At 63.4% G+C, this 16,649-nt stretch carries 16 protein-coding genes; 6 read left to right on the forward strand and 10 right to left on the reverse strand.

Going from position 1 to position 16,649, the window contains the following annotated elements; translation table 11 throughout:
• Positions 1–35: 35 nt before the first annotated feature.
• Positions 36–716: a protein phosphatase CheZ gene (locus V6L75_RS03485; protein ID WP_334250132.1), complete on the forward strand. Its 681-nt coding sequence runs from the start codon at positions 36–38 to the stop codon at positions 714–716.
• Between the two features lie 68 nt (positions 717–784).
• Here the strand turns inward: V6L75_RS03485 and V6L75_RS03490 are convergent, their stop codons facing one another.
• Positions 785–1,657, reverse strand: a complete 873-nt coding sequence (locus tag V6L75_RS03490) for a TIGR01459 family HAD-type hydrolase (protein ID WP_334250133.1) — start codon at positions 1,655–1,657, stop codon at positions 785–787.
• Positions 1,658–1,826: 169 nt separating this feature from the next.
• Between V6L75_RS03490 and mutL the strand changes: the two genes are divergently transcribed.
• Positions 1,827–3,731, forward strand: a complete 1,905-nt coding sequence (gene mutL / locus V6L75_RS03495) for a DNA mismatch repair endonuclease MutL (protein WP_334250134.1) — start codon at positions 1,827–1,829, stop codon at positions 3,729–3,731.
• A 431-nt stretch (positions 3,732–4,162) separates the two neighbouring features.
• Here the strand turns inward: mutL and rsmD are convergent, their stop codons facing one another.
• Positions 4,163–4,723: a 16S rRNA (guanine(966)-N(2))-methyltransferase RsmD gene (gene rsmD, locus V6L75_RS03500; protein WP_334250135.1), complete on the reverse strand. Its 561-nt coding sequence runs from the start codon at positions 4,721–4,723 to the stop codon at positions 4,163–4,165.
• An 11-nt stretch (positions 4,724–4,734) separates the two neighbouring features.
• The gene (locus V6L75_RS03505; protein WP_425498679.1) at positions 4,735–6,261 is read right to left on the reverse strand and encodes a pseudouridine synthase; all 1,527 of its coding nucleotides are present in this window, start codon (positions 6,259–6,261) and stop codon (positions 4,735–4,737) included.
• A gap of 651 nt (positions 6,262–6,912) precedes the next feature.
• Between V6L75_RS03505 and V6L75_RS03510 the strand changes: the two genes are divergently transcribed.
• Complete coding sequence (locus V6L75_RS03510) at positions 6,913–7,347, forward strand: nucleoside deaminase (RefSeq protein WP_334250470.1); 435 nt, start codon at positions 6,913–6,915, stop codon at positions 7,345–7,347.
• 6 nt (positions 7,348–7,353) lie between these two features.
• On the opposite strand, the gene V6L75_RS03515 is transcribed toward V6L75_RS03510, so the two are convergent.
• The 5 genes from V6L75_RS03515 to purD form a co-directional block, all read right to left on the reverse strand.
• Positions 7,354–8,136, reverse strand: a complete 783-nt coding sequence (locus tag V6L75_RS03515; protein WP_334250137.1) for an MBL fold metallo-hydrolase — start codon at positions 8,134–8,136, stop codon at positions 7,354–7,356.
• A gap of 335 nt (positions 8,137–8,471) precedes the next feature.
• Positions 8,472–8,825, reverse strand: a complete 354-nt coding sequence (locus V6L75_RS03520; RefSeq protein ID WP_334250138.1) for a hypothetical protein — start codon at positions 8,823–8,825, stop codon at positions 8,472–8,474.
• A 141-nt stretch (positions 8,826–8,966) separates the two neighbouring features.
• Positions 8,967–9,800: a patatin-like phospholipase family protein gene (locus V6L75_RS03525; RefSeq protein ID WP_334250139.1), complete on the reverse strand. Its 834-nt coding sequence runs from the start codon at positions 9,798–9,800 to the stop codon at positions 8,967–8,969.
• Positions 9,801–9,905: 105 nt separating this feature from the next.
• Positions 9,906–10,808, reverse strand: a complete 903-nt coding sequence (locus tag V6L75_RS03530) for an alpha/beta fold hydrolase (RefSeq protein ID WP_334250140.1) — start codon at positions 10,806–10,808, stop codon at positions 9,906–9,908.
• A gap of 142 nt (positions 10,809–10,950) precedes the next feature.
• Positions 10,951–12,213 (reverse strand): phosphoribosylamine--glycine ligase, encoded by a 1,263-nt coding sequence (gene purD, locus V6L75_RS03535; RefSeq protein ID WP_334250141.1) that lies wholly within the window; start codon positions 12,211–12,213, stop codon positions 10,951–10,953.
• A 111-nt stretch (positions 12,214–12,324) separates the two neighbouring features.
• On the opposite strand from purD, the gene V6L75_RS03540 reads away from it, so the two are divergent.
• From V6L75_RS03540 to ubiA, 3 genes are all read left to right on the forward strand, one after another.
• Positions 12,325–12,801, forward strand: coding sequence for a GNAT family N-acetyltransferase (locus tag V6L75_RS03540; protein ID WP_334250142.1), 477 nt, complete (start codon positions 12,325–12,327; stop codon positions 12,799–12,801).
• A gap of 117 nt (positions 12,802–12,918) precedes the next feature.
• Positions 12,919–13,485, forward strand: coding sequence for an STM3941 family protein (locus V6L75_RS03545; RefSeq protein ID WP_334250143.1), 567 nt, complete (start codon positions 12,919–12,921; stop codon positions 13,483–13,485).
• A 136-nt stretch (positions 13,486–13,621) separates the two neighbouring features.
• Complete coding sequence (gene ubiA, locus V6L75_RS03550; protein ID WP_334250144.1) at positions 13,622–14,575, forward strand: 4-hydroxybenzoate octaprenyltransferase; 954 nt, start codon at positions 13,622–13,624, stop codon at positions 14,573–14,575.
• Positions 14,576–14,579: 4 nt separating this feature from the next.
• Here ubiA and V6L75_RS03555 read toward each other — a convergent pair whose 3' ends face one another.
• Complete coding sequence (locus V6L75_RS03555; RefSeq protein WP_334250145.1) at positions 14,580–15,836, reverse strand: GGDEF domain-containing protein; 1,257 nt, start codon at positions 15,834–15,836, stop codon at positions 14,580–14,582.
• Between the two features lie 196 nt (positions 15,837–16,032).
• Positions 16,033–16,632, reverse strand: coding sequence for a DUF6101 family protein (locus tag V6L75_RS03560; protein ID WP_334250146.1), 600 nt, complete (start codon positions 16,630–16,632; stop codon positions 16,033–16,035).
• Between the last annotated feature and the right edge of the window lie 17 nt (positions 16,633–16,649).

Below are 16,649 nucleotides of genomic sequence, written 5' to 3' on the forward strand. Positions count from 1 at the left end.
ATCGTTGCTGGCTATGCAAAACGGAGGGCTGAACAATGGCCACAATGACAAAAGAGAATGTGGTCCGCGTCATCGAGTTTTTGGAAAAAAACAAAAGCCGTGACGGGGAAGTTGGCCTGAATGACGTCATGCAGCTTGCCGAAGTCATGAGCGGCTCCATGCACGACTTCCTGCTGGCGGTTCAGCCGGCAGTGACGGGCGAACTGAAGGCAATCGCTGGCGAAATCACGCGGATGAAGGAAGAAATCACCGCGTTGCGTGCCAACGACATGAAACATCAGAAGATTCCCGACGCCGGGCGCGAACTCGACGCAATCGTCGAGGCGACCGAATCGGCGACGCACACGATCATGACGGCTGCCGAGGAAATCATGGGCGCCGACACGTCGGATGGCTTGGCCTATCAGGAACTCGTCAACAACAAGATGATCGAGATCTTTGAGGCCTGCGCCTTCCAGGACATCACCGGACAGCGCATTTCCAAGGTCGTGGGTACCCTCAATTACATCGACCAGCGCGTCTCCGCCTTCGTTGAAAAGCTCCGCATCGTGGAAACGATGGAACCGGCAGCAGAAGAAACCGAAGCCGAGCGCCGCAAGCGCGAACTGATTCTCCACGGCCCCCAGATGGCTGGCGAAGGCGTGTCGCAGGATGACGTCGATGCCATGATGAATGGTGGCGGTTCTCAGGATGACATCGACAAGCTGTTCGGCTGAAGCCTGATTGCTTTGCGAATCAAAAAGGGCCGTAGCGGTGACGCTGCGGCCCTTTGTGTTTCAAAGGCTTACCAGCTGAGGCGCGGCAGGGCGGCGCGGGCCGAGAACCCCTCTTCCGCGAGGCGTCTGCGGATCAGCGCTTCGTCCGGCGTTTCCACCGGACCGAAGTCCGACGCATGGATGCCGCCGGTGATGAAGAGCACATCCAGATTCTGCGCGTCCGCGCCGCGAATATCCGTCGGCAGGCCGTCACCGATGGCCAGCACCTTTGACCGGTCGAAGTCTGCGCCCTGGATCTGCTGCAGGCGGGCCAGCGCCGCATCATAGATCGGCTTGTGCGGTTTTCCGGGCTGCGTGACGCGGCCGCCCAGATCCTCATAGAGGCGGGCAAGGGCACCGGCGCACCAGATCAGCTTGTCGCCGCGCTCCACCACGATATCCGGATTGGCGCAGACCATCAGCAGGCCTCGCGCTGCGAGGGCCTGCAGCTGGTCCCGGTAATCGTCCGGGGTCTCGGTCTCGTCATCGAAAAGACCGGTGCAGCTGATCAGATTGGCATCTGCCTCGCTCACGATTTCAAGGCCCGTGCCGTCATAGAGGCTGAGATCGCGCTCCGGCCCGATGTGGAAGCACTTGCGCTCGCTGCTGCTGGCCAGAATGTGGCGCGTCACATCACCCGAGGTGACGATGTCATCATAGGCATGGCGCGGCACGCCAAGCTGCGCCAGCTGCTCATGGATCGGCTCTGAGGGGCGGGGCGCATTGGTGATGAGCACCACCGTGCCACGCTGTTCCTGGCGGAAGCGGGTCAGCGCCTCATGAGCGGCAGGAAACGCGGCTACACCATTGTGCAGTACGCCCCAGACATCGCTGAGAATGCCCCTGTAATCAGGCGCAATCGCGCCAAGGCCGGGGATGAGCAGGGGGGCTGTTGCGTTCATGGAGGCCTCTTCCGGGCTGATCTGGTAACGTTGGCGGGAATCGGGAGGTTGTCCCGCGCAGGCTGGCGGACAATATACGAAGCCGCGCGCGTGAGAAACCGGGCATGATGCGGGGCGCTGTGCCGCCCATGAAACACGCGCCTTTCGAAAGGTGCGGCAGGACAGGCAGATGGCAGTCAGACAACTGGGCGAGGCGGTGATCAACCGCATCGCGGCAGGCGAGGTGATCGAACGGCCCGCCAGTGTGATCAAGGAGCTTGTGGAGAACGCAGTTGATGCAGGCGCCTCCAGCATCGACATCGTGACGGCCGCAGGCGGCAAGACGCTGATGCGCGTGTCTGACGATGGCCTTGGCATGACGGCTGCCGATCTGGCGCTGGCCGTGCGCCGCCATTGTACGTCGAAACTGCATGAGGAAGACCTGTTCGACATCCGCACGCTGGGGTTCCGGGGCGAGGCGCTGCCCTCCATCGGCTCCATCGCAAGGCTGGGCATCACCACCCGTCATGCCAGCGAGCCGCATGCCTGGCGGATTGAGGTTGAAGGCGGAACGGAGAGCGATGTGCATCCGGCAGCCCGGCACAAGGGCACTCAGGTGGAAGTGCGCGATCTCTTTTTCGCCACGCCTGCCCGCCTGAAATTTCTCAAGACCGACAAGGCGGAGGCCGCCGCCGTGACCGATGTGGTCCGCCGTATCGCGCTGGCCTATCCGGAGGTTGGCTTCCAGCTGTCCGGCTCGGACCGGACCGCGCAAAGCTGGCCCGCCGCGCGCGGCGAGGATCCGCGCATGGCGCGGCTGGCACAGGTTCTGGGCAAGGAGTTTCTCGACAATGCCATGGAGATCACTGCAGAGCGGGAGGGCGTGCGCCTGACCGGTTTTGCCGGTCTTCCCACCTACAACAAGGGCACGGCACAGCAGCAGTTCTTCTATGTCAACGGCCGCCCGGTGCGCGACAAGCTGCTGCTGTCGGGCCTGCGCGGCGCCTATGCGGATGTGCTGGCCCGGGACCGGCATCCGGTCGTGGTGCTTTATATCGATCTGGACCCGGCTCTGGTGGATGTGAATGTGCATCCGGCCAAAGCCGACGTGCGCTTCCGTGATGGCCAGCTCGTGCGCGGGCTGCTTGTCGGGGCCATCAAGCAATCGCTGGTCATGGCGGGGCACCGCTCTTCCACCTCCAACGCAGCAGCTGCCATGGAAGCGCTGCGGACCGGCATGGCACCGGGAATGGGTGAGCCGGCTGGTGGTGACCCGCAGCGCCCGGCCGCCTATCAGGGCAGCTATGGCGGCGGCTGGCGTCCCGCAGCAAGGCCTGCCCAGCCGCAAGGCGGCTGGGACTGGCGCAGTTCCGCCTACCGGCCCTCGGAGGATGATGCGGCTCCGGCCGGAGCGCAGGGCTTTGCCGAGGCTGCACAGGCCGCGCTGGCGGATATCGTTCTGCCTTCTGCGGATGCTCGGGCGCATAGCGAACCGGCGGGCCAGGAGAACATGCAACGCCCGCTGGGTGCAGCGCGGGCACAGGTGCACGAGACCTACATCATCTCCCAGACCATGGACGGCGTTGTCATCGTTGATCAGCATGCCGCACATGAACGGCTGGTCTATGAACGGTTGAAGGAGATGCTCGCGGCCCGTGACGTGCCGCGCCAGATGCTGCTGATCCCGGAAATCGTCGAACTGCCGGAGGAAGACGTGCACCGGCTGGCCGAACATGCCGAAGAGCTGGAGGCTGCCGGTCTGGTGCTGGAGCCCTTCGGCCCCGGCGCCATCGCGGTGCGGGAAACGCCGGCCATGCTGAAGGCGCTCAACATCCGCGCCCTGGTGCAGGATCTGGCGGATGAACTGACCGAATGGGAAACGGCTTCAGGCCTGAAGGAAAAGCTTGATCATGTGGCGGCGACGATGGCCTGCCATGGCTCCATCCGCGCTGGCCGCCGTATGCGCCCGGAGGAGATGGACGCGCTCTTGCGCGAAATGGAGGCAACGCCGCTTTCAGGCCAGTGCAACCATGGCCGTCCTACGTGGATCGAACTGAAGCTCTCCGACATCGAGAAGCTGTTCGGCAGAAAATAGGCCAGCCGAGCTTGCGGCTGCTGGAGGTGCGTCATGCATCTGTCTTGCTTGCATGGCATGCAGGCGGGCCGGAAAGCTGCGCTCGATCTTACGCGCATGCCATCTGCCTGGTGCGGAGATCTCAGGTTCAAATGAAAAGCATCGTCTGGCTGGCTGCGCTTCCTGTCCTGCTTGCAGGCCTCGTAACGCTGCCTCTGCCATTGCCAACCGGCGTGCCGCTTCTGGCTGTTGGTCTGGTCATGATCCTGGCAGCAAGCCCTTGGGCAGTGCGCTTGCTGCGGCGCTTGCGCCGCCGGTTCGAGAGGCTGAATAGCCTTTTTCTCAAGCTTGAGAACAGGGCGCCTCAGCGGTTGGGCCGTATCCTCCGGCGCACCCGGCCAAGAACGAAAGATAACGGCACGCCGGTCTGAGATTCTGGGTCTTGCGTTGGGTCAGCCAAGGTGGCAGCGCGCGAAGAGAACCTGACTGTCGCCGCTTGTGCGCTGGTCGAGAAGCTCGAAGCCAGCCGGAAGCGTGACCGTGTTGCTGGCCCGCTCTTCCAGAATGCAGATCGCACCATCTGCCAGCCAGCCGCCTTCGCGGGCAGAGGCCAGCGCCAGTTCACCAAGGCCCTTGTCATAGGGCGGATCTGCAAAGAGCAGATCAAACGGCTCGATTGTGCCGGCAGCACCCAGTTTCGTTGCATCCCGGCGCAGGATCTTGGCAGCGCCGTTGAGCCCGAAGGCTTCCATGTTGCGGCGTATCACGCCGCGCGCATCCGCGCCTTCCTCAACGAAGGTGGCGTGTTTTGCGCCACGGCTGATGGCTTCGAAGCCGAGGGCGCCGGTGCCGGCAAACAGATCCAGCACCCGTGCACCCTCAAGATCCGCGCCAACGCCATGCAGCAGGATGTTGAAGATGGTCTCGCGCAGCCGGTCGGAAGTCGGGCGCGTGGCGTCCGACTTCGGCGTGGCAAGGCTTGCGCCCTTGAACCGTCCAGCAACGATGCGCATCACCGGTCCTCTTAGCCGCGCGAACGGGGCTTGAAGCCGCCGCCGCCGCCGCGCTTCGGCCCGCCGGGGCCGCTGCGTACGGGCCGGTTGCCGCGATCCTGACGGGGGCCACGATCGTCACGCGGGCCACGGTCAGGCCGGTCATTGCGTTCGAAACGGATGCCGCCTGCGGGGCGCTCGAAACGATTGCCACCTTCGGGGCGCTCGCTCCGCTCCGGGCGGTCAGGCCGCTCGGAACGCTCGCGCGGACGGATCGGCCGGTCATCCGGGTCACGGAAGGCGGGCTTGCGGTCACGGCCGGTGCGCTGTTCCTGCTGCTTGTCCTCAACGAGGCCCTCTGCTCCCCAGATGCGGCGGGGGCGGGCGGTGCGCTGCGGCCGCTCGTCTTCTGCCTTGCGGACAGAAGGCTCACGCGTCAGGCGGAAGCGGCTGCGCGGGGAGACCTTCTGCGGACGCTGGCTGTCGCCGCCTTCACGCTTTCCACCTTCGCGGCCACCCTCACGGCTTCCGTCTCTGGCGCCAAAGCTGCGCTCGCCGCCCTCGGCGCGCGGCTTGCGCGGGCCCTTGGGGCGGTTCACTGCGGCTGCGCCATCACGGGCCGTCATCCACTCGCCGCGGGTCTTCGGACCCTGCTGCTGCGGCTTCTTCTTCTTCGGCTCGTCCTTGGGTGCGGCCTGGGTCAGAACCGGAGCCTCGAAATCAGCCCCTGCGGCTTCCGCCAGCTTGTCGCCCAACTGGTCGCGCAGCACGCGGCCCTTGATCTCGCGGGCCTCGCCCTCGGGCAGGTCGAGAAGCTGGAACGGGCCAAAGGACAGGCGGATGAGCCGGTTCACGGACAGGCCCAGATGCTCCAGCACGCGCTTGACTTCGCGGTTCTTGCCTTCGCGCAGGCCCAGCGTCAGCCAGACGTTGTCGCCCTGCGTCTTGTCCAGAACCGCTTCGATGCCGCCGTAAAGCACCCCGTCAATGGCAACGCCATCGGCCAGCGCGTTCAGCTGATCCTGGGTGATCTCGCCGAAGGCACGCACGCGGTAGCGGCGCAGCCAGCCGGTGGCGGGCAGTTCCAGCACCCGGGCAAGGCCGCCGTCATTGGTCAGCAGCAGCAGGCCTTCGGTGTTGATGTCGAGGCGGCCAACGGACACCACGCGCGGCAGGTCCTCGGGCAGTTTCTCAAAGACAGTCGGACGGCCTTCCGGGTCGAAGTTGGTCGTCACCAGGCCGCGCGGCTTGTGATAGAGCCACAGGCGGGTGCGCTCCTTCTGCGGCAGCGGCTCGCCATCCACCAGAATGACATCGTCTTCCGTCACGGTGATCGCCGGAGTGGTCAGCACGGTGCCGTTGACGCTCACGCGGCCGTTCGTGATCCACACTTCCGCATCGCGGCGCGAGCACAGCCCGGCGCGGGCCATCACCTTGGCGATACGCTCGCCGTCATGGGACGACACTTCAGGCGCAACGCGCACGGCCTGCGGCTTGGGAGCCGCCTGGCGCTTGGGCGCAGGCTTGCTGTCTGCGCGCCTGGGCCGGTCGTTGCGCATCGGGCGGTCATCACGGTAGGGACGGTCGCCGCCACGGGGTGCCCATCCGTCACGCTGCTGCGGGCGGTCACCGCCACGGGGTGCCCAGCCATCGCGCTGCTGCGGACGGTCGCCGCCACGGGGAGCCCAGCCATCGCGCTGCGGGCGGTCGCCACCACGGGGCGCGCCTTCATTGCGTTCATTGCGCTGGCCGCCGCGCGGGCCATAGCCGCGCTCGCCGAAGCCGCCTTCGCGGTCCTGACGGTTACCTTGACGGTCGCCCTGCGGGCCGGACTTGCCGCCAAAGCGGGGGCCGGAAGAGCGGGGGCCAGAAAAGCCTTTGCCGGGCGCGCGGTTATCGCCGCGTCCGGAAGAGGAAGAGCCTGCGCCATCGTTACGGCGCGACGGGCCGCCGGGGCGATTGCCGCGGGGCCGGGAAGGAGTTTTATTGCCGGTCATGGCCGCCTCATAGCAGAGCTTGCACGGTTTAGGAATCAAGCAAATGCGGCTGGCTCACAAAATTCGCAGCTCTTGGCAAACGCCGCATGTCAGGGAGCGGCTGACGTGCGGCTTGCTTTGCTCTAAAAGCACCAGAAAGACAGGCAGATAGCAGCGTAACCGGACATGAAGCCACCTGACGCAACAGAGCGCAACGCCCCCGCCCGGTCCTTCATGGATATGGCGCTGGAAGAGGCGCGTATGGCCGCCTCGCGCGGTGAAGTGCCGGTGGGGGCCGTGCTGGTGCGTCAGGGCGAGGTTCTGGCAAGGGCGGGCAACCGCACACTGGAACTCAATGATCCCACGGCCCATGCCGAGGTGCTGGTGATCCGCATGGCCTGCGAGGCGCTCGCCTCCCAGCGGCTGCCGGAATGCGACCTCTATGTCACGCTGGAGCCGTGCCCGATGTGTGCAGGCGCCATTTCCTTTGCCCGTATCCGCAGGCTCTACTACGGGGCGGGGGATGAGAAGGGCGGCGCCGTGGATCATGGTGTGCGCTTCTACGCCAGCCCCACCTGCCATCACGCGCCTGAGGTTTATTCGGGCTTTGCCGAAGCCGAGGCCGCGCAACTGCTGAAGGGCTTCTTCCGCAGCCGCCGGGAGGATTAAGGGGGACTACCCGCCGCCCGGCATCATCACCACCACAGTGCGCTGCTCCGGCAGCATTTTGCGGGAGAGGATGGCGGCAGATGTAGGGTAGGGAGTCACCGCCCAGCCGTCGCCTGCGGCGCGCGCAAGGAAGCGCTCCAGCGCGCCGGTGAAGTGAAAGTGCATGGGCACAACCACGGTGGGCTTGATGCCTTCCAGAACCGCCATCAGACTGTCGAGGCGAAGGGTGGCGGCATTGTCCACCGGTGCCAGCACCACATCGATCCGGCCGAGCGTGGCCAGATCATCCGGCGTCAGCTGGTGATGCAAATGGCCGAGATGGGCGATGCACAGGTCCGCCAGCTCGAAGATGAAGATTGAATTGCCGAAGGCGCGCGTTTCGCCATCCCAGCCACGGGCATTGGTCGGCAGGTTGCGGATGCGCACGTCTTCGACGCGGAGATCGTGATGGATGGGGCCACCCTCCGGGTTCCAGCCTGTCAGCACATGCTCGATGGACGGGTCCGGGTTGAGGGTGAAGTGGGTGGAATGGGCGTTGTTCATGGTCGCAACGCGCGGCGGCAGCGCCGGTTTTTCCCGGTCGTTATAGTCCGTTGCGACGCGCACGCCCTTGGGGCTGGTGATTTCAAAAGTCGAATGGCCGATGTAGCGCAGGCCCACTTCATCCTGAGCCAGGGAGGCCGCCTGCGCGAGCTGCAGTGAAAGGTCCGGCGACGCGCTGGCGACCCTGATACCGGAAGGCAGCACCCAGCCGCTGGTCTGAGGCGCCTGCGGGCCAGAGGCAATCAACTGGCAGGTTGCTGCGGCTGGGGTAGCAAGGCTGAGGCCTGCCAGAAGCGGGGCGGCGCACCACAGGCAGGAGCGGAGCTGCCGCCATGCGGCATGAAGCTGCCTGGCTGCTTGCCTGAGATCTGCAGATCTGCGGTGGTTTGCGGAACTTTCCCTGACCATGGCACACCCCGTCCTGATGCAGCGCTAGAAAGAGCGTAGGCCAGTTCCTCATTCAGGCAAGCTCACTTTTGCGTCAGAGACGGGAAGGCGGGCAAAGAAAAAGCGCCGCTCCGGGTGTCTTGGCTGGGGGAAGACGGAGCGGCGCGAGGCGGGGGCAGGCGGGAGGAAAGACCTTACCCCTTGATTGCGTAGAGAGTTACCGGCGGCCTTGCGCCGCGCTGAGGCTGGAACTTGTCGCAGGGCAGGCTGGCCTGCATCTCGCGGGACTGGCGGTAAAGAATTTCACCGGCATGACCGGCTTCGTCGAGCAGCGCGCGCAGGCTGCAGCCTGCTGCGATCATCAGCCCGATAGGCCGCAGATGCGCCTTGCGGTAGCAGAACACGGCAAGCCGGGCTTTCTGCTCTTCCGGAAGATCCCCGGCGGCACTTGCGGCCGAGGCTGCGTTCAGGTGCATAAGGTGCTGGAAGGTCTCTTCCGAGACCGGGCAGGTGTCCTCATCCAAGGACCGGGATGCAACGCGGGTCATGCGGTTTCTCCTTCTGGATATAGGAGAAATTCTCAATCGCGCATATTAAACAATGGTTAATTTGGCATTGAGCGTCAAATAATGGCATGAAAAGATATCATAAAGCCGGATGAATACACGGAAACCGCGAATTTTTGAGGTTTACGCCGCTTTTTCGAGCAGCTTTGAAAGCTGGGCTTTTACAAACTCACGTAGCGGCGCTGCGGATTCGAGCACCATCCGGGTCTTCATAAAGTCGAGAACGCGGATGTCGTCGACGGCTGGCCGCACAAGTATATCCGGCCGCTTTTGCTTGAGCTTTTCTGCAGTAATTGTACGCATCAGGATTTGGGACGAGCCGAACAGCGCATCGAGCGTGGCCGGAGCATTCCGGTGGGTTTTGCGGGGTACGGGCACGCCCACCACATCGACAGCAACCGTGATTGCACAATCGGCGGGCAAAATGTCAAAGGGCAGGGGATTGGCGATCCCGCCGTCAATCAGCACCTTGCCACCCATCTCGACCGCCCGGAACACCGCTGGAATGGCAATGGAGGCGGCGATGGCAGGGCGCAGCGGACCTGTGGTGATGTCAATCTCGCTGCAGCCGTAGAAATCAGTGGCCAGCACCGTCAGCGGGATCTTGAGATCCTCGAAATGATCCGGGATCAGATCTGCGGCAAATAGATTGACCACCTTCAGCGGGTCGAACTGGGCAATGCCGCCAGCGAACATGTCGGTGAAGCGTTTGGGCCGCAACTGCCACAGACGGGCAATCAGTGCATTGCGGTGGCGGAAGGTTTCGAGCGCATAGTCATGCAGCTCCTGGCCAGACAGGCCTGCTGCATAGCCAGCCCCCAGCAGCGCACCAATGGACGAGCCGGTGATGTGGCAGGGCTTCACGCCCAGATCGTCAAAGGCCTGAAACACCGGAATATGGGACATGCCGCGCGCTCCGCCGCCGCCTAGGGCAAGGCCGATCCGGGGGTAAGTCATCTTGAAACTCGCTTCTAGAATCTGCGCGGAAAGATAGTCCTGTATCAGGGTTGCGCCTGTCTTGCGTGATTTATCCGGCAGGAAGATGACAGGGCGGTCCGCCGTTCATTCCTTATGCAGAAACGGCAGAACAGCCGCCAGCGTTCCATCCGGGTTCTCTTCGGCGAGAAAATGCCCGGCCGTCACGCCTTCGCCTTCCGCCTGCGGTGCCCAGCGGCGCCACACATCAAGCGGCGTGCCAGCACCCGGTGCAATGCCTGACGTGCCCCACAGGACCAGCAGCGGGCAGGTGATCTGGCGTCCTGCGGCTATATCAGCACCATCATGCTCGAAATCTGTTGTGGCGCCTGCCCGGTAGTCCTGGCACATGGCGTGGATGCGGGCGGGCTGGCGGAAGGCAAGGCGGTAGCAGTCCAGTGCCACCGGATCAAAGGCCGCAAGGGTTTTGCTGGCAGTCCAGCTGGCAATGGTGTGGTCAATGTAATAATCCGGGCTGCCGCCGATCAGCGTTTCGGGCAGGGGAGCTGGCTGGGCAAGAAAGGCCCAGTGGTAGACCTTGAGCGCGAATTGCCGGTCCATGCCGGCCCAGTAGTCATGCGTGGGCAGAATATCCAGCACGGCCGCGCGGTTGACGGCTTCCGGATGGTCCAGCGCCAGCCGGTAGGTAACGCGGGCACCCCGGTCGTGGCCACAAACCATGAAGCGCTCGTGGCCAAGGCTGCGCATCACGTGCAGCACGTCTTGCGCCATCTGCCGCTTGGAATAGAGGCTGGCATCGGCTTCGGGCGCATCGCTGGCGCCGTAGCCGCGCAGGTCGGGGATCACAAGCGTGAAGTGCCGTGCAAGCTCCGGCGCGATCCGGTGCCACATCACATGGCTTTGCGGAAACCCGTGAAGCAGCAGCAAGGCTGGCCCTGAACCGCCGAGGCGGCAGAACAGGCGGACATCGCCAGCCTCAATCATTCTGGCATCAAATCCTGGAAAGAGATCCGCTTCTGCTGCTGACATCACCCTGCTCCTCCATCTGTTGCTGTCAGCATGGCCGGAGGGATTTCCAGACGCAAGGGTGGAGCTGGTATCTCGAAAGCGGAAGCCCGGCGCAGCGGATGCCATGCCGGGCTTCTTCAGTCTGTTGCTGTGCTATGTGCTCTCAGAGGGCGCGCCAGGCGATGTCGCGGCGGCAGAAGCCTTCTGGCCAGTCGATCAGGTCCACGGCCTTGTAGGCCCGCTCGCGGGCTTCGGCGACGGTCTTGCCGGTGGCGGTGACATTGAGCACGCGCCCGCCGGTGGCCAGAATGCGCCCGCCATCAGCCTTGGTGCCGGCGTGGAAGATCTTGACGCCCTCAACCTTTCCAGCAGCTTCGAGACCCTTGATTTCGGTGTTCTTCTCGTAAGCCCCCGGATAGCCCTTCGCAGCCATGACGACGGTGAGCGCCACGTCATCGCTCCAGGTTGCGGTGTGCTGGTCCAGCGTTCCCTCAGCGGTGGCAATCAGCAGCGGCAGAAGGTCTTCCTTGAGGCGCAGGGTGATGACCTGGCACTCCGGGTCGCCAAAGCGCGTGTTGTATTCGATCAGCTTCGGGCCGCTCTCGCCAATCATCAGGCCAGCGAAAAGCACACCCTTGAACGGGGTGCCGCGCTTTGCCAGCGTTTCGATGGTCGGGAGGATGATCTCCTCCATGGTACGGGCGATGACGGCATCGCTGGCGACTGGAGCGGGCGTGTAGGCGCCCATGCCGCCGGTGTTGGGACCTTCGTCGCCGTCAAAGGCGCGCTTGTGATCCTGTGCAGCCACGAGAGGCAGAGCTGTCTTGCCATCGGACAGAACGAAGAAGCTGGCCTCTTCGCCAGTGAGAAATTCCTCGATCACGACTTCCGCCCCGGCTGCGCCGAAGCTGCCGTCGAAACAGGCGTTCACTGCTGCTTCGGCCTCGGCCAGCGTCATGGCCACGACCACGCCCTTTCCGGCGGCAAGGCCATCAGCCTTCACGACAATCGGAGCGCCCTGCTGGCGCAGATAGGCCAGCGCCTTTTCCTTGTCCGCAAAGCGGCCATAGGCTGCCGTCGGAATACTGGCTTCGGCGCACAGGTCCTTGGTGAAGCCCTTGGAGCCTTCCAGCTGGGCAGCGGCTTTCGACGGGCCGAAGGCCTTGATGCCGGCCGCCGCCAGATCATCGACGATGCCTTCCACCAGCGGGCCTTCCGGGCCGACGACGACGAAATCGATCGCCTTTTCCTTGCAGAAGGCAATCACGGCAGCGTGGTCTGCAACGTCCAGAGCAACGAGTTCGGCCTCTTGCGCAACACCGGCGTTACCCGGTGCAGCGTAGAGCCGGGAGGTGAGAGGCGACTTGGCAATGGCATAGGCGAGGGCGTGTTCACGGCCACCGGAACCGATGAGGAGAATATTCATGGGCAAGCTCTCACGTCTGCGCGGCATCGCCGCTGGGCCTTCCAGAGTTGCGGCGCGCATTAGCACGGCAGGCCGGGGGCGGCAATCCGCTGAGACGCCGGAGAGCGCCCGATGATGCGGCCCGGCGGTTTTTCGCTGATGCTTGGAACGGCTGTCACGGCGCCGCGTATTGTCGAACTCGCGGGCCGTATGCGCGGTGAGACGGGGCTGCCGATGACACGGGCGCAAGAAAGCGCGCTGCGCATGCTCATGGTGGATGCAAATCTGGGCCGGGCGTGGCTCGCCAATTTCCGGGATCAGCCTGCTGGCTATGCTGTGGCGTTCTTTCGCCATTCGGTGGAGATGGGCGGCCGTCTGGCGCTTTTCGGAGAGTTCTACATCGCCCCGGAAGCCCGCGGGCGCGGGCTGGGCCGCCGCCTGCTGCGTGCAGCCTGTGCCGATCTTGCGGATTTCGGCGTCCGGCACTTCCAGGCTGCTGCCCCGCAGAACTCCGCGGCAGCCGGGTTGATCCTGTCCGAAGGCTTCGGCCGCAGCGCGCTCACCATCTACGAGCGGGAGATTGGCGAGGAAGACGATCTGGGGCCGTGACTGGCGGGTCCTTCTGCCCGGATCCTTTTCTGCGAAGCGTCCGTTCCGCCTTGAGTTCGCCCAAGCCGGAGCCTATCCCTGTCATTATTGCCACTCACGGATTTCCGCAGGACCGCCATGCAGATTGACACCAGCCAGACACTCGAGATCAAGGGTTCCCCGCTGAAGCTCATAGGCCTGCTGCTCGCGGGCATTGTCATGACGGGCCTGAGCGCTGCCATAACCTTCCTGCCCGCCGTCTTTGGCCCCGGCCTGATCTTCGGCATCCCCGGCATGCTGTTCTTTGGGGCATGCACCTGCATCGCCGTCTACCGGCTGATCATCAGCAGCGGTGTCATGGTCACCATTTCGCCCGCAGGAATCCTGGACCTGCGCATCGCCCGCGAGATGATCCCCTGGAGCGAGGTACGAGAGGTGTTCGTGTGGTCCTCCAGTGGCCAGAAGTTCATCATTCTCAATGTCGATCCGGAGTTCGAGAAAACCCTTGGCCTTGGATGGATTCCCCGCATGACGCGCTCCGCCAATGCAAAGCTTGGTGCCGATGGTCTGGCGATTGCGCCCACCGGCATCAGGATCGGCTTTGATGACCTGTTCGCCCTCATCTGTGCGCATGTGGCTGCAGCGCAGGGGCCATGGGGCGGTGCGGGGCATCCGGTGCGCCATGTAGACGCACCGGGGCTCTGACGCATCATAACTTGAAATCGCTCTTGCCCCCAAGGAGGGCGGCCAGCACTCCATGCGTCAGGGGTTCACCGGGTGCTGATGTGACGCGCTTCTGCGGGGCTCGCCAGAGGCGGCAGGCTCGTGGTAACGAAGGGACATGAGTCTCAAGATTTTCGGCACCCGCGACACGGGCCCGGTTTCCGATGCTGTAAAGCGTCACTGGGTCGACACCAAACTGCCCGCCTGGGCCCGGCCTTATGCGCGCCTTGCGCGCTGGGAGCGGCCCATTGGCTGGCAGCTGCTGCTGTGGCCATGCCTGTGGTCATCCGCGCTGGCAGCTTTCGCGGCCGGAAATGCCTATCCCAATCCCTGGCATCTGCTTCTGTTTCTTATCGGTGCGGTGGCTATGCGCGGTGCGGGCTGCACTTACAACGACCTGGTGGACGAGAAAATCGACGCGCAGGTGGAACGCACCCGCTCGCGGCCGATCCCCGCCGGGCAGGTGACCCGCTCCCAGGCCAAGCTTTTCATGGTGCTGCAGGCACTGGCAGGCGGGCTGGTGCTGATCCAGTTCAACCTGTTCACGATCCTGCTCGGCCTCGCCTCTCTGCTTGTCGTGGCCATCTACCCCTTCATGAAGCGCTTCACCAACTGGCCGCAGCTGTTCCTTGGCTTTGCCTTCTCCTGGGGCGCGCTGATGGGCTGGGCAGCGCTGTTCGGCAAGCTCGATGCGGCGCCATTTCTGCTCTATGCCGGCGGCATTCTCTGGACGATCGGCTATGACACGATCTACGCCCATCAGGACAAGGAAGACGATGCGCTGGTTGGCGTCCGCTCTACCGCGAGACTGTTCGGATCCTGGACGAAAGCGGCGCTGGTGGTCCTTTATTCCGGCGCAACGGTGCTGTTCGCCCTTGCCGCGGCCTTCGCGGATGCAGGGCCATTTGCCTTTGCCGGGATTGCGCTGGGCGCACTGCATCTGTTCTGGCAGATCGTGGTGCTCGATATCGATGATGGCGATCAGTGCCTGAAGCTCTTCCGCTCCAACGACCGCTATGGCTGGATTGTCTTCGCCGGGTTCTGCCTGGAAGCGCTGGTCAACCGTCTGTAACGGCTCATTGGACGGCAGATGCTGCGGGCATGTGCAGAACCTGAATAACGCAACCGGCCGTGTCCATCTCGTCATGCTGGCTCGTTACGGCTTTGTCATGTCCGTCGCGGACACGGTTTCTGCCCGCCCGTTTGGCTGAGTAAAGACCACGGTCGGCGGTGGCGAGCGTCTGCTCCAGACCATTGGCACCACTTCGGCCAGCAGCGATACCTGCACTGACGGTGACAGTCATGAGACCGCCAGACTTCCGCAGGGCCCTCTCGGCAAAGTCAGTGCGCAGCCGGTCCGCGACCGCCTCAAGTGTGCGTATATCCGTGTCTGGCAGGAAGGCCGCAAACTCCTCGCCGCCAAGCCGGGCCACAAAGTCGCCCTTGCGGGTGTTTTCGCGCAGAACATCGGCAAAAATGGTCAGCATCTCGTCACCGGCAGCATGCCCGTGCATGTCATTCACCTGCTTGAAATGGTCCAGATCGAACAGGGCAACGGCAAATGGCTTGTCGGCGAATGCATGCTTTTCCAGCCAGCGGCCCGCATCATCGAAAAAGGCGCGGCGGTTGGAAAGTTCGGTCAGCGGATCACGCAGGGCCTGTTCCCGCAGCAGTCTTTCCTCCCGTTCAATGATCATCGCAAAGGCAGAGATGATCGTTGCGAGCGTGGAGATAATGAGGGTGAGCAGGTAGATGGCAGTCAGATTTGACTTTGTTGCCGCTTCAAAGCTCGCCAGCCCTGTCAGCGAGAAACTGATCACCATTGCTATCTTTGACATCACCTCGAAGATCATGCTGTCGCGGAGCCATTTCGCTGACTTCAGACGGTCATGATTGCACCTGCGGGTGACTTGAATCGAAACGGCCAGTAGCAAAATGATTAAGGCGTTGACCAGAATAACGCGCGGCAGGAAGTTGTCATAGAAGACCGGCACAAGACACAGCGACATCCACAGTGTTGCGGGTGCCGCCGTTACCATCCAGCTTTCATGCTGGTTCCAGAACATCTTGATTGCCCTGAGGCGTAAACTCATTGCCAGCAAGACGATGCCATTGCCGATTGCAATACTTGGAAAGTCAGGAATATGTCCGCGCAAGCTGATGAGGAAAATTCCAACTCCCATGAGTCCGAGTGCAACAGACCAGAAACGAACGCTATTTGCGTGAGCGCTTGGCCTTCTGATGGAGAACCGGAACACGAGCATCAGCATGCCGGCACCCATAAGAAGCATGAGCGAGACTGCAGTCGAAAGCGTAACTACATCAAGTTGCATGTAACGTCGTTCCTGCCGGGAAGGTGACAGATTTAGCGCAGAAAATGATAAAATATCCGTTAGGTAAAACCCGTAGAAGATAAAAAAATCGCGCCAATCCCAGAGTAAATACTATATTCTTCAAATGGATACTAAAAAGAGAAGAGGCGGCTCAAGGCCGCCTGTCAGTCCGTGCGTGGAATGCCTCCTGAGGCATTCAGTGCCGGGCGATTATCTCGCGCTCGCCACGGTGGACCGGCTGCAAGGCCAGGCTGCGGCCCGTTTTGCGGCGGTTCAGGAAGCGGGGACGGTGGCCTGTTAGCGCGTAGACCTTGCGCCGCAGGCAGGGCCTGACGGCGAAATGCGGTTGTGCGGCGTCCTGAATGGTCGTGACACTGCCGTCAGGTTCCATGATCTGGAGCGGCAGGTTCAGCGCCTCGGCCCAGCCTGCCCAGTCTTCGGCCAGATCCTCTGCGTTATCGGCCTCACGCAGGGTGAGGCAGAGGGCAGGATCCGGATGGCGCAGGAAGAGCCGTGCGACCAGGATGCCGGGGATGCTGCCGGGGCGGATCTCCACCGCAATGCCTTGAAAGACATTGAGCGGAACCACCAGCGTCAGCGGCAGCCCGGCGAGCGGGCGCTTGATGATGGCCGTGTCCCGGTCCAGATAAACCCTGGCGTCGACGCGGGCGCTGCCAGCAGCAGGCGGCGCGCTCATGGTGGTGTCGAATCTGACCGGAAGGGTTGCCGGGTCGAGCCGCTCTGCGCGGCCCGCCCCGGCCTCCAATGCTCCGTCGATAGCTGTCTGACGTCCCAATTGCCTCTCCATCGGGC

The sequence above is a fragment of the Pannonibacter anstelovis genome, from assembly GCF_036881715.1.
Lineage (GTDB): Bacteria > Pseudomonadota > Alphaproteobacteria > Rhizobiales > Stappiaceae > Pannonibacter > Pannonibacter anstelovis.

Coding starts and splice junctions, on each gene's coding strand:
- V6L75_RS03485 (WP_334250132.1), top strand. CDS start 36: ATGGCCACAATGACAAAAGAGAATGTGGTCCGCGTCATCGAGTTTTTG.
- V6L75_RS03490 (WP_334250133.1), bottom strand. CDS start 1,657: ATGAACGCAACAGCCCCCCTGCTCATCCCCGGCCTTGGCGCGATTGCG.
- mutL (WP_334250134.1), top strand. CDS start 1,827: ATGGCAGTCAGACAACTGGGCGAGGCGGTGATCAACCGCATCGCGGCA.
- rsmD (WP_334250135.1), bottom strand. CDS start 4,723: ATGCGCATCGTTGCTGGACGGTTCAAGGGCGCAAGCCTTGCCACGCCG.
- V6L75_RS03505 (WP_425498679.1), bottom strand. CDS start 6,261: ATGCGCAACGACCGGCCCAGGCGCGCAGACAGCAAGCCTGCGCCCAAG.
- V6L75_RS03510 (WP_334250470.1), top strand. CDS start 6,913: ATGGATATGGCGCTGGAAGAGGCGCGTATGGCCGCCTCGCGCGGTGAA.
- V6L75_RS03520 (WP_334250138.1), bottom strand. CDS start 8,825: ATGACCCGCGTTGCATCCCGGTCCTTGGATGAGGACACCTGCCCGGTC.
- V6L75_RS03525 (WP_334250139.1), bottom strand. CDS start 9,800: ATGACTTACCCCCGGATCGGCCTTGCCCTAGGCGGCGGCGGAGCGCGC.
- V6L75_RS03530 (WP_334250140.1), bottom strand. CDS start 10,808: ATGTCAGCAGCAGAAGCGGATCTCTTTCCAGGATTTGATGCCAGAATG.
- purD (WP_334250141.1), bottom strand. CDS start 12,213: ATGAATATTCTCCTCATCGGTTCCGGTGGCCGTGAACACGCCCTCGCC.
- V6L75_RS03540 (WP_334250142.1), top strand. CDS start 12,325: ATGATGCGGCCCGGCGGTTTTTCGCTGATGCTTGGAACGGCTGTCACG.
- V6L75_RS03545 (WP_334250143.1), top strand. CDS start 12,919: ATGCAGATTGACACCAGCCAGACACTCGAGATCAAGGGTTCCCCGCTG.
- ubiA (WP_334250144.1), top strand. CDS start 13,622: ATGAGTCTCAAGATTTTCGGCACCCGCGACACGGGCCCGGTTTCCGAT.
- V6L75_RS03555 (WP_334250145.1), bottom strand. CDS start 15,836: ATGCAACTTGATGTAGTTACGCTTTCGACTGCAGTCTCGCTCATGCTT.